This window comes from Frankia sp. AgPm24, from assembly GCF_023243055.1.
GTDB lineage: Bacteria > Actinomycetota > Actinomycetes > Frankiales > Frankiaceae > Frankia > Frankia umida.
In genome coordinates this window covers 1-11213 of sequence record NZ_JALKFW010000013.1, presented here as the reverse complement: position 1 = coordinate 11213, position 11213 = coordinate 1, and the positions used below count along the sequence as shown (strand labels likewise).

Annotated in this window: 11 protein-coding genes and 1 pseudogene; 8 read left to right on the top strand and 4 right to left on the bottom strand. The window is 72.3% G+C overall.

What is annotated here, in order from left to right:
* The first annotated feature begins 110 nt into the window (after nt 1-110).
* From MXD61_RS04570 to MXD61_RS04540, 7 genes are all read left to right on the top strand, one after another.
* The gene (locus tag MXD61_RS04570) at nt 111-602 is read left to right on the top strand and encodes a TadE/TadG family type IV pilus assembly protein (protein WP_248811604.1); all 492 of its coding nucleotides are present in this window, start codon (nt 111-113) and stop codon (nt 600-602) included.
* Nucleotides 599-1042 carry a TadE/TadG family type IV pilus assembly protein gene (locus MXD61_RS04565; protein WP_248811603.1) on the top strand — a complete coding sequence of 148 codons (444 nt, stop codon included), beginning with the start codon at nt 599-601 and terminating at the stop codon, nt 1040-1042. Before MXD61_RS04570 ends, MXD61_RS04565 begins: the two co-directional genes overlap by 4 nt.
* Nucleotides 1039-1476 carry a pilus assembly protein TadG-related protein gene (locus MXD61_RS04560; RefSeq protein ID WP_248811602.1) on the top strand — a complete coding sequence of 146 codons (438 nt, stop codon included), beginning with the start codon at nt 1039-1041 and terminating at the stop codon, nt 1474-1476. The genes MXD61_RS04565 and MXD61_RS04560 overlap by 4 nt, the downstream gene beginning before the upstream one ends.
* Complete coding sequence (locus MXD61_RS04555; RefSeq protein ID WP_248811601.1) at nt 1473-4499, top strand: BTAD domain-containing putative transcriptional regulator; 3027 nt, start codon at nt 1473-1475, stop codon at nt 4497-4499. The genes MXD61_RS04560 and MXD61_RS04555 overlap by 4 nt, the downstream gene beginning before the upstream one ends.
* Before the next feature lie 44 nt (nt 4500-4543).
* A complete protein-coding gene (locus MXD61_RS04550; protein WP_248811600.1) occupies nt 4544-5377 on the top strand; it encodes a hypothetical protein in 834 nt (277 codons plus the stop codon).
* A gap of 418 nt (nt 5378-5795) precedes the next feature.
* Nucleotides 5796-6857 carry a NucA/NucB deoxyribonuclease domain-containing protein gene (locus MXD61_RS04545; protein WP_248811599.1) on the top strand — a complete coding sequence of 354 codons (1062 nt, stop codon included), beginning with the start codon at nt 5796-5798 and terminating at the stop codon, nt 6855-6857.
* Between the two features lie 71 nt (nt 6858-6928).
* Nucleotides 6929-7408 (top strand): hypothetical protein, encoded by a 480-nt coding sequence (locus MXD61_RS04540; RefSeq protein WP_248811598.1) that lies wholly within the window; start codon nt 6929-6931, stop codon nt 7406-7408.
* A gap of 112 nt (nt 7409-7520) precedes the next feature.
* Here the strand turns inward: MXD61_RS04540 and MXD61_RS04535 are convergent, their stop codons facing one another.
* The 4 genes from MXD61_RS04535 to MXD61_RS04520 form a co-directional block, all read right to left on the bottom strand.
* Complete coding sequence (locus MXD61_RS04535) at nt 7521-7706, bottom strand: hypothetical protein (RefSeq protein ID WP_248811597.1); 186 nt, start codon at nt 7704-7706, stop codon at nt 7521-7523.
* Nucleotides 7707-7891: 185 nt separating this feature from the next.
* Nucleotides 7892-8440 (bottom strand): hypothetical protein, encoded by a 549-nt coding sequence (locus MXD61_RS04530; protein WP_248811596.1) that lies wholly within the window; start codon nt 8438-8440, stop codon nt 7892-7894.
* A gap of 714 nt (nt 8441-9154) precedes the next feature.
* A complete protein-coding gene (locus tag MXD61_RS04525) occupies nt 9155-9556 on the bottom strand; it encodes a hypothetical protein (protein WP_248811595.1) in 402 nt (133 codons plus the stop codon).
* The gene (locus tag MXD61_RS04520; RefSeq protein ID WP_248811594.1) at nt 9556-10752 is read right to left on the bottom strand and encodes a hypothetical protein; all 1197 of its coding nucleotides are present in this window, start codon (nt 10750-10752) and stop codon (nt 9556-9558) included. Before MXD61_RS04520 ends, MXD61_RS04525 begins: the two co-directional genes overlap by 1 nt.
* Nucleotides 10753-11022: 270 nt before the next feature.
* Between MXD61_RS04520 and MXD61_RS04515 the strand changes: the two are divergent.
* A pseudogene (locus MXD61_RS04515) lies at nt 11023-11213 on the top strand (hypothetical protein); the annotation flags it as partial.

Sequence of the window (11213 nt, the reverse complement as noted above, 5' to 3'; positions counted from 1 at the left end):
CGACAAGGCCAACGGCCTGAACCTGTGACCTGCTTTTTCGTCGCCGGCCTGCCCCGCAGGCCGGCCGTCCGTCATCCAGGTAGGCAGGTAGGGAGGGGAGTCCGGTGAGCATGTCCCCTGACCGGGCCAGCCCTCCACCATGCACGCCGACGCGCACCCGCCCGGCCAAGCCCCCATCCGCGTTCCGGGCTGGGCGGCGGGCCGTAGGCCGCCTCCCTTGTGGTTCGACCGACGGTAAGGACACGGGGGCGGCGTCCACCGAGCTGGTCGTCGCCACCCCCCTGATCCTGCTCATGCTGCTGCTGGTGGTGCAGCTCGCCGTGTGGGGCTGGGCCGAGCAGGTCGCCTCCGCCGCGGCGCGCCGCGGTGTCGACGCCGCCCGCCTCGCCGGCGCCGACCCGCAGGCCGGCCCCACCGCCGCCGAGCTGATCACCAGTCAGATCGGTGGTGGTGTCCTCACCGACCCCCAGATCACCGTCACACAGACCAGCCCGACGCTGCTCACGGTCACCGTGACCGGCACCGCGATCCGCTACCTCCCCGGCCTCGGACTCCACGTGAACGCCCACGCCTCCGGCACCCGCGAGACCTACCAGCCATGATCCGACCCTCACGTCGCCGTCGGCGAACCCCCGCACGCCGGGATGGCGGGTCGGCCGCGATCGAACTCACCCTGCTCAGCCCCCTGATCGTCCTGCTCCTGCTCGTCATCGTCGCCGCGGCCCGAGGCGCGGACGCCCGCGGACAGGTCGACGCCGCCGCCGCTGCCGCCGCCCGCGCGGCCAGCGCCGCCCGCTCGCCCGCCCAGGCCACCCAGGCCGCCCAGGCCGCCGCCCGCTCCGGACTCACCATCGGCTCCCATACCTGCCGCACGGTCACCGTTACCGTGGACACCAGCAGCTTCGTCCGCGGTGGCCTGGCCCGCGCCACCGTCTCCTGCCAAATCGATCTAGCGGATCTTGTTGGCCTGCGCCTGCCCGCCACCCGCACCCTCACCGCGACCGCGACCTCCCCCCTCGACGTCTACCGGGGCCTCACGTGACCCCCCCACCTCGCGTGGCCACCCAGCAGACCACGGCTGCGGACGGGGGGTATGTCACCGCGTTCTTCGCGGTCCTCGTCGTAGCGCTCCTCGGCCTTGCCGGCCTCGCCCTGGACGGCGGCGAAGTACTGAACACCAAGACTCGGGCGATCAGCACCGCCGCCGAAGCCGCCCGCGCGGGCGCCCAGGCCCTTGATCTCGCCGTGTACCGGGCGGACGGCACCCGCCAGCTCAACCCCGACCAGGCCCGCACCCGCGCCCTGGCCTACCTGGCCAGCGCCGACGCCCACGGCAGCGTCACCGCGACCACCATCCTGGTCACCGTCACGGTCACCGCGACCTACCAGCCACAGCTGCTCACCCTCGTCGGCGTCGGCCCGCTCACGGTCACCGGCACCGCCAGCGCCACCCCCCGCAGCGCGGTGGCCCCATGACCGCCCACCCGCCACGCCCCGTCGGGATCGGGATACGCCGCCGGGTCGCCGCGTTGCTGCGCGCGCTCGCCGCTCTGGCCGTGCTCACCGCCTGCCTGCTCGGCGCCCCCCTGCTGATGTGGCGGCTGATCGGCTGGCCACTACCCCACCACGTTCCGACCCGCGCCGCGCTGACCGCCGCACTCACCGCACCGTTGGACCAGCGGCTCGTCGTCGGCGTCTTGGGCTGCCTGTTCTGGTATCTCTACCTGCAACTCGCCGTCTCGACCCTGACCGAGACCATCACCCGCGCCACCGGCCGGCGCCGCCCACGGCTACCCACCGCCAGCCTCGCCCAGACCCTCACCACCGCCCTGGTCGGCACGATCCTCACCGGGCTGATTCTCACCACCACCCGGGCGAAACTCCCTGCGAGCGGCCCGGCGGCGACCCTCACCGCCTACCGCACCTCGACCGCGATCACAGCACCCGCACACCCCACCCCTGACGATCCGGCGCCAACCGCACCGGCGCCAGCCGCGACCTCGCTACCGACCTGCGTCGTCCCGGCCTACGCGAGCCTGTGGAGCCTCGCCGACACCCACCTCGGCGACCCGCTGCGCTATAGCGAGCTGTTCGAGCTCAACCAGGGCCTGCTGCAACCTGACGGGGGCCGCCTTACCGATCCCGACCTGATCCGCCCCGGATGGATCCTGCTCCTACCCGCTGACGCCGCCCCCTCAGAAAGCCCCTCGGTCGACCCGCCCGGCCCGGCCGCCGCAGAGCCTGTCGTGCCCCCAGAACAGCCCGACATTCCGCCCGCGCCCTTGCCGCCCGCACCGGCCACGCAAGCTCCAACTCTCCCGCCTCCGACCTCCCCGGCACCGGCGTCGGCCTCGCCGGCACGGACCCCCCCAGAACCGGCGTCGGCCTCGCCGGCACGGACCTCGCCGGCACCGGCCTCCCCGGTTCCGCGTCCGGTCGGCCACCCGGATCCGATCCGGTTGCCCTCTGGACCCGTGCTGCCCGCTGGCCTGCTCGCCGCTATCGCGATCGCCGTCACCGTCACCCGCCTTCTACGCCACCGCGGCCGACCCTCACACCAGCGCACCAGGCCGCCCGCCGACCCACCCCTCCCGCTGATCATCTGGGAGATCCTCCGGAGCGGCCACACCCTGCCCGACCTCGACGACGGGGCCGCGCCGGTCGATGACGACCCGCCGACCGGCGCCGAGAATCCCCACCCTGACCGGCACCACGACACCCACCCATCGCTCGACCATCCGACGCCCCCACCGCCCGCCGGGCCACCGCGACCGTCCCACCCCGACCTCACCGGCGCCCTCGCACCGCAGGCGCTGCCGGTACCCGCGCGCCTGGGACCCGCGTCTGCCTCCCACACGGTCACCGCCGCTGTGCCGGCCCCGAGACCGCCCCGACCCGGTCTGCACGGCCCGGCCACCCCCATCCGGCTGCCGACCGCGCTGCGTACCACCGGCGGCATCAGCGTGCCCGACCCCGACGCGGCCCGCGCCCTGATCGTCACCGTCCTCGCCGCCCACCACACCCCGGCCGGCGCCGACCCCCACCATCTGATCATCAGCCGGGACGCCGCCGCCGTACTGCACCTACCCGAGCAGCTCCTGACCCGCCTACCTCAGGTCACCCTCACCCCCACCGGAACCGACGCGCTCACCGCCGCCGACCAGCAGCTACTCACCCGCCGCCGCCTCGCCACCGACCACGAGGTCGTCACGCTCGAACAGCTGCGCGTCGCCGCACCCGACGAGGATCTCCCGCCCGTCCTGCTCGTCCTCACCCCCGACCCGACGCTGTTCCCCCGCCTGGACGCGCTGGCGTCACCCGGCGCGGCGCTGGACATCGTCACCGTCGCGCTCGGGGCCTGGCCTGGCCACCCGTGCTGGCCTGACCCGGCCGACACCAGCGAGCCCGCCTGGGCACTGCCCGCGGGTCCCGCCGCCGACCTGCTCGACCTCCTCGACCAGGCCACCCCCCGTGACCCACAGCCCCCCACCGACCCCGCCCCCCACACCCCGATCGTGCCGACCGGCGGATGGATCCCCACCATCGCCGCGAACGGACACCCCCAGCAGGCGGCGTCCTCTCCACCTTCTGATCACCCACCGGCGCCGACAGTCGACCCGGCCATCACCGACCCGGTCACGTCGACCGCCCCGGCCCCGGACGACGCCAGCCCCGCTGCGCCCGCCACCGCCGATGACACCGGACCCGCGACCACCGGCACCCACGGGCCCGGGCGCGCCGCCGCCCAGCCCGAGCCCGCCCCGGCTGCCACTGGGCGCGACCAGGTACGGCTGATGCTGCTCGGCCGTCCGCACCTGCGCCAGGCCGAGAACGTGATCTACCAGGGGCGGCTCGGTTTGGAGATCGCCGGCTATCTCGCGCTGCACCGCGACCGGCCGACGACCACGGCGACACTGCTGGCGGCCCTGCTGCCCGACGTCGACCCCGACCGGGCGAAAGACCAGATCTACCAGGCCATCCGACGCCTCCGCGAGGCACTGCGCCAGACTGGAACCGACCAGGTCGTCCTCTCCGACCGCAACGGCTACCGGCTCGCCGACACCATCAGCTGCGACCTGTGGGACGTCGAGGTCGCCCTGACCGCCGCCGAGCGGACCACCGACGACGACAGCCGCACCGCCGCGCTGCGCACCGCGACCCGCCTGTACACCGGCCGTCTCCTCGACGGCTGCGAGTGGGCCAGCGCCCACGCCACCCACCTCGAACATCGCATGATCGACGCGGCCGCGGACCTCGCGGACCTCCTCGCCGACACCACCCCCGCCATCGCCGCCGACATCCTCGAGCAGGCGATCAGCCACGCCCCCTACACCGAAGCCCTCTACACCCATCTCATGCGCCTGCACGCCGCCACCGGTCACACCGCCGATGTCCACCGCGTCTACCGGCGACTCGTGGGCCGCCTCGCGGACCTCGCCACCACCCCGAGCCCGCACACCGACGCCCTGCTGGCCCGCCTCACCCGCCCGACACGCTGAATCAGCATCGCGATGGCAGGCCACCTGGCGGTGACGATGACGGCATGCAGGAGCAGGACCGCGTCCTACTGATCGACGTCGAGAACTCGGTGGGCTCGATACGAGCGCATCCCGACCTGGTGCGGCGACGGATCGAGGTGCTGCTCGACGCGGCCGGCCCGGTGCATCACGCCCTGGCCTGCTACGCGCAGGACAATCCTGGCGCGGACACGCTGGTATCGGTCCTCGCCGAACTCGGGGTGGCGCCCTGGCCGGTGCCCTCCGCCGCCGACGCCGCGGATCACGCGCTGCTGCGACATGCCCGGTACGTCCACGGTCGCGGGGGACGGGTGTTCACCGTCGCGTCCGGTGACCACCGGTTCGCCGTGCTGGCCGAACTGGGCCGCGTCGAGGTGCTGGTCTGGGAGCAGCAGCCCGTGGCCCGGGCGTTGGTCAGGGCGGCGGGGCCGGGCCTACGTCGTCTGCCTCGCGTGACCGCCGCGCAGACGTCGCCGCGTCGCGTCGTGCCGTACCGGCCCGCCCCCACCGTGCGCGGCGCGCCGGTGGGACCCCCTGTCCCTGGGATCGGGTCCCGGTCCCTGGCGGCGGTTCCCGTCCAGCCGGTCAGCTCGGGCACGGCGCGGGCCATTCGGGTCGCGGCCCCTCCGTCGGCGCGCGAGCGGCAGCCGTCCCAGAGCGGGTCACGTTCCGGGCTGGCCCGGGCCGGCCAAGGTGCGCTGCGGGCGGTGACGACAGGCATCGGTGTCGGTGTGGGTGTTGGCGTCGCAGACCTGCTCGGACAGCGCGCGCTGCACCGAGCGCGTGTGGCCCTCAGGCGCCGGACGGCCAGCGGCCGACAGCCACAGGTGGAAGATCGAACCGACGATAGCGCGGTTTGACGGCTACCGCCGGCTGGCCGTCCGCTACGAACGGAACGGGCGCAACCTCCTCGGATTCCGCTGCCCGGCCGCAGCGACCCCCCGCTGGAAAAACGCGGATTCACCTACGTCACTCGCCAACCGGTCAGAGTACACGCGGGGGCAGGCGAACGCATGGAGTCGAACGGCGCGATTGCCTTGAGTAAAGCGCAAACGGACTCCTCGCCATCAGTGTCAAGCCAACATGGGAACCCTCACCACACGCGATCGTCTCCTCTCCATCCGTGCGGGCCTGACCTGGATTTTCTGCTTACAAGCAGCTGGATCGACGCGACTTCGCTACTCGTGGTGCATTGAAAACCGTTTGACCGTCACCAGGCGAACTCGCTTAGCTTCTCCCGTTTTACGAAGAGTTACCTGACGGGAGGAACTACCCCCTATGCGCCGTCGCCGCAGACTCGCCTGCGCCGTCTTAACCCTGCTTGGCGCCTCGCTGCTCGCCGGGCTCGGTGTGGCCGCACCCGCCGCCGCCGCGGCACCGGGGCCAGCACCACTCATCAAGGCGTGTCTTGCCGATGCCGCGTCGGACAACGCCTACACGCAGGCTGGCTGGTACAGAACCCGGACCCAGTGGTGCCGAAACTGGGTCATCCGCGCCGGAGAGGAGACCGGTGCCGAAGGCGGTTCCATGCAGGCTTTGGTCTCGATCGGCGTGACCACCTCCACGGACGACCTCGACGTGCACGTCGATCTCTACATTCGCGAAATCTCCTCGAGCGGCTCGCTCAAGAACGCGATGCTGAAGGTCGACCTACCGTGCACCGGTTGCACGCCGACCCGAACCAGTGGGCGGTCGGCGGTCCTATCCGGTTGGATCGCCGACGGCAACGCCACGTTTGACTTCGCCGCCGGCCTGGGAACCGGTGCCGACAAGATCGCCAGTCATGCCTTCCATCCCCGCTTCCTCCTTGGCGGTGGCCTGCTGGTCAAGGAGTCGACGGGCACGTCCTTCCGATGTGACAGCGCTTCCTACATCAACTCCGGTGGCACTCCCGGATGTGTGTTTCCGCAAACTCATCCGACGCTGCTCTATGACGCTAGTCGACAGCCGAACGCCAAGGTCACCATCGCGCATGTCCGTCAGGCGCTCACGGCTCCGAACTCGACGCAACCGTGGTGGCTCGGCGACGACACCGGCAAGAAGACGATCCCCTCGGTGTTGCATCGCCAGACCGACAAGAGCAAGAACAGAAAGAACAACCGGGCAGCCGCAGCTGTATGTCGATCGATCGACCCAAGCTATGTGAGCAAGGGAAACGACTGCGACGAGTACCCCTTCGAGTCATCGCAGGAAGGCGCGGCCAGGGGCGACAATCGATTCTCCGCCCTCCCGGTTCCGCTCGGCGACAACCGGAGCGCGGGATCTACCCTGGGGAAGTTCTACACTGACCTCCGGGTGCTTGACGGGGAGGAGTTCCACGTAGCCGTCCCAAGGCTGTAGGGGTGGTGGTCCGCCGGCGTACTGTGAAGCCTCTCCGGTGCGTCGGCGACGCCCTCTGCAATGATGGGGGCATGGACGGACTCGAGCTGCTCGCCGCGTACGAAGACGAGATTGACGTCGAATACAGCCAGTTCCTGGTGAAGGACGAGGGCCTGGCCTGGCGGACCGATCCGAATCTCGCCGATCCCGAGCCTCCACTGTCCGCGGACGAGCTCGTCCGCAGCGGAGTGGACTGGATCTGCGTCGGTAGCAATGCTCAGGACCACACCGCGCACGCGCGGCTTGAGGCGTGGCGCGGTGAGCCGCCGCGCCAAGACGACTGGGAGCTGACCGAGGACTTCGCTTTCACAGCGACGTCGGGGAGGCTGTTCCTCGATACCGTCACCACGGGCCCGGCCTCCCTGACCGAGCGCCTGGCATTGCCCGCACCCGGAGGATATCGGGGCCGGGCGTACTCCCGGGGTCGGGCCGAAGCGCGTCGAGCGCTGGCTGAGACCTTCGAGGTGCCAGACGGTACGGAGAAATACCTGTTCCAGTTCTGGCAGGAGTGATCCTGGCTGGCCTCGTGCGTGCGTGATCGCACGCGGGCCGGTCGACTCGCCGCTGCCACAGGGCAGCCGGACATCCTGCGCGGCTCGTCCGTGGATTCCGATCGTGTAGCCGTCAGGTGGCCGCGCGCCGTCTGGTCGGGGGACCGGCGTCGGTGCGGGTGTGGCGGGCCGGCGGCCGGTGTCGGCCCGCGATGTCCAGCGCCTTGCACACCAGGGGCCACAGCAGGGCGGTGACGGCGCAGGCGGTCATCGCGTAGCAGAGCACCATCAGGATGGTGAGCAGTGCGAGTTCCGTCATGGATCGGGCCTTCCTCGAAGGGTGCGACGGTGAGCGCCGCGGTGAGCCCGATATCGATGCCCGGTATCGGCGGTATGTCCTGGGGTCGGCGTCGGGGTCGTTCGGTGTGGGAGCGATGGCATCGCCGCTCGTGCGAGGTGGGGATGCTCGCCGACGTGGCGGGGCGCTTTGGCCGGCGGCGGGGGTCACCGTGGGGCGCGGAAGGGCCGCACGGCCTGGGCGAGGGTGGTGGCGTGGTGGGTGGGGAGCCGCAGGTGGAAGGTCGCTTCCCCGGCCGCGATCGTGATCGTGCCGGTGAGGTGGGAACTCGGCCCGGTCAGGCGGACCGTGCGGTCCTCGACCGTGGTGTCGAGTAGGCGGCTGATCGCGGCGAGCGCGCGGGTCGCGTCGGCGCGTTCATGCCGTGCGGCTTTGTGGGCGGCGAGGGCGACGGCGAGCGTGATGCGGTAGGCGGGCAGCAGCCGGTGGCTGAGCTCGCTGGCGATACGCGCCGGGGATTTCGCCGGACTGACGGTGATCCGATGACGGAGGGGATTCTTGCCGTCGCGGGGCCAGTGCGAGCCGAGGCCGCTGGCCGGGATGCCGTGGAACACGAGCCGGCCGTCGGGGTCTTGGCGGACCACGAGGAGGTCATGGTCGGGGGTGTGCAGCGAAACGGCGTCGTTCGGCAGGACGCTGGCGGCCCAGGGACCGTCAAGTTCGTCGGCGACGCGCGCCATCAGGTCGTGCAGCATGCTTACCTCCGAGGTGCGGCGTGTGAGGACCGCGCCGCAGCGGGGAATGCCGGTCGTGACCGGCGCGAATCCCCGCTGCGGCGAGGGTGTCCGCTGGGCGGTGCGGGACCGCCGGGCCGGGGAACGGGGTGGGCGGCTACCCGCCGAGGGGGACGTTTGTGCGCGGGCCTTGGGACGGTGGCCTGGGAGGTCCCGTGACGGTCGGGCTGGAGGGGCTCGCCGGTCGGGTCGCGCTCGGGGCGCCCGGGCGTGCGGTCCGCTGACCCGCGCCCGGGCGGCTGGTGTGGCCGGACGCAGGTCGTGGGCGGCGTGCCTGCGGTGAGGGTCGGCGCTGTGGGCCGGGTTGTCCGCGTCGTGCGGCCCGGTATCGCGCGGCGATCGTCCACGCCGTGCGCATGAGGGGCCACAGCATGACGACGACGGCGCCGGCGGTCATCGAGTGGGAGACCATCGCGAGGGTGGCGAGGGCCGCGAGGGCTGGTATGGGCCGCGTCCGCCGGGTGCGCGCGGGGTGGCGGCTGGTGGAGCGGCGTTTCGGCGGGCGGGGGCCGGCGGGCCTGCGGGAGACGCGGGCCGCCGTCCGGCTGATCGTTGTCCGGGGGCTGGAGGGCATGGGGTCGCCTTCGAGGTGCGAGGTGGGCCGTCAGGGGGTGAGGCTGGCCGGTCCTGGGACCGGCCAGCGGTCGCGGTGAGGGTGCGGGGACCGGGCCTCGGTTACGTGCCGAGCAGGAGATCGACCTGCCGATGGAACGCGGCTTCCGCGGCGCGGTAATAGGCGCAGTAGCGGTGTAGGTCCTCGGTTCTGCCCGCCGGGCACAGGACCGCGAAGGAGATGGCGTGGTCCACCACGGCCCGCCAGCGACTGATGATGTCGATCGTGGGCTTCCCCCGGCCGTCGCGGTGGCAGGGGCACGCGGTGTGGGCGAGTGCGTAGAGCACGGCGAGGGCGTGGGCCTGTAGCAGGTAGACGTCACCGGGGGCGGCCAGGATGGTCTGCGGCCAGGGCGGCAGCGCGTCGCACCAGCCGATCTCGTCGAGGACGGCGTTGAGCCGGCCCTGGCTGCGGGCGACCGTGTCCACCAGCGCGGTGTTCAGCTCGACGGCGGTGGGCGACATCAGGTGCTCGGGACGGTCTGGAACCGCGCGGGCCTCTCGCCAGGGTTGGCCTGGATCACCTGACCGGCAGCGATGATCTTCGGCATGGCGGCGGCGACCGCCCCACTGGACCTGGTGAGTTCACGGCCGATCTCTCCGGCGGTCAGCTTCGCCTCGGGGTTGGTCCGCAGCAGGTCGACGACGAGGGCGGAGAGCGCGCCGGGGGCCAGCCGCACCGCGCCGTTGGTGTTGACCCGTGGCGCGCCGGGGTTCGTCTCGCGACGGGCGCGGGAACGCCGCTGCGGCGTCGATGGTGCGACCCCGGCCCGCGCCGGGCACGCCGCCAGCGGGCACGTCAGCGCCGCGCACACCACCGGGCCGGCGACGCCGTCGCGGTTGTCCGCCGTGATCTGGCGGGGGGCGGCGGTGGCCGGCTGGTCGTGTGTGGCGATGTCCGGGGTGTCGGTGACGGTCCCGGGCTCGAGGGGGATCGCCTCGTGGGAGGCGCCGTCCGCCGGGCTGGCGGCCCTGTCGGCTTCCGCGTCCGGCCGCGACTCGAGGGCCTGCCCGTTCTCGGAGCTGGGCGTGCTCGGGGTGGAGGGCGGCGGGGTCGTGTCCCCCGGGTTGTCGTCGTCCACGCCGCTGTCCGTCCCCTCCTCCTCTCCGCCGTCGTGCGGGTCCGGGTCCGGTGCGGGGGCGTCGTTACCGGGGTCGACCGGGGTCGTGTCGTCGGGGTCGCCGCTCACCGCAGCATCGATCTCACCGGGGGCCGTCGTCGGGTTCGGGGTGTCCTGTTCGGTGTCGTCCCAGTCCGGCGCGGGAGCGTCGAGAGCCGGTGCGGGGGCGTCGAGGGCCGGTGCGGGGATCACCGGGTCACCGGGTCCGTCGGGTGTGCTGTCGGGCGGGGCCGCGACGCTCAGGTGGGGGGTGTCGGGGGGCTGCGGGTGGTCGGCGTGGGTGGTGCTGGGGCGGTCGGGGTCGGTGGTGGCGGCCAGTTCCCACAGGGTGGGGCGGCGACCCGCCCGCCCGGGGGTCGCGTCGGCCTCGCGGGCCCGGACCTGGCCGGCGTCACGAAGACCGGCCAGGATTTTCCGGGTCTGCCGTTCCGTGATGCTGGTCCGGGTGCTGATGTCCGGGGCGCTGAGCGGGCCGTCCACGAGCGCGGTCAGTACCCGCGTCGCGTCGCGGATATCCGTGGTCTCGCCGTCCGATTCCATATCGAATTCCTCCGTGGTTGCGTTTCTGGTTGCGTTTCCAGGAATAACTCCTGATCGGTACGGGCAGCCAGCGATCCATCCAGTGACATGGATCACTGCGCATGTTTTCATGACTGTTTTGGGATTTCGATTGCTGACCGGTAATCGATCACGTTACGGTCGTGATGTCCGAACCGGCCCGGGGAAACGGGCCTGTGGTTTCGGCGACGGCGGCGCGCACCTGTCCGCCCGCCGCTTCCCTCTTTCTTCTTTTCTTTCTTTGGAGTGCCTGTGAGCGCATCAGTCGTGGGCGTCGTGATGCCCGCCGACCGTGACCGGCCGTTGGCGGTGGTCACGGTCGAGGGCCCCCCCCCCCCCCCCCGCCGCGGGGGGGGGGGGCCGCGCCCGCCCGGGATGGGACTGTCGTCGACGCGGGCGCTACCGGTGCTGTCGGCGGCGGGGGCGCGTCGGGGGTGGCGGGC

Coding starts and splice junctions, on each gene's coding strand:
- MXD61_RS04570 (WP_248811604.1), top strand. CDS start 111: ATGTCCCCTGACCGGGCCAGCCCTCCACCATGCACGCCGACGCGCACC.
- MXD61_RS04565 (WP_248811603.1), top strand. CDS start 599: ATGATCCGACCCTCACGTCGCCGTCGGCGAACCCCCGCACGCCGGGAT.
- MXD61_RS04555 (WP_248811601.1), top strand. CDS start 1,473: ATGACCGCCCACCCGCCACGCCCCGTCGGGATCGGGATACGCCGCCGG.
- MXD61_RS04550 (WP_248811600.1), top strand. CDS start 4,544: ATGCAGGAGCAGGACCGCGTCCTACTGATCGACGTCGAGAACTCGGTG.
- MXD61_RS04545 (WP_248811599.1), top strand. CDS start 5,796: ATGCGCCGTCGCCGCAGACTCGCCTGCGCCGTCTTAACCCTGCTTGGC.
- MXD61_RS04540 (WP_248811598.1), top strand. CDS start 6,929: ATGGACGGACTCGAGCTGCTCGCCGCGTACGAAGACGAGATTGACGTC.
- MXD61_RS04535 (WP_248811597.1), bottom strand. CDS start 7,706: ATGACGGAACTCGCACTGCTCACCATCCTGATGGTGCTCTGCTACGCG.
- MXD61_RS04530 (WP_248811596.1), bottom strand. CDS start 8,440: ATGCTGCACGACCTGATGGCGCGCGTCGCCGACGAACTTGACGGTCCC.
- MXD61_RS04525 (WP_248811595.1), bottom strand. CDS start 9,556: ATGTCGCCCACCGCCGTCGAGCTGAACACCGCGCTGGTGGACACGGTC.
- MXD61_RS04520 (WP_248811594.1), bottom strand. CDS start 10,752: ATGGAATCGGACGGCGAGACCACGGATATCCGCGACGCGACGCGGGTA.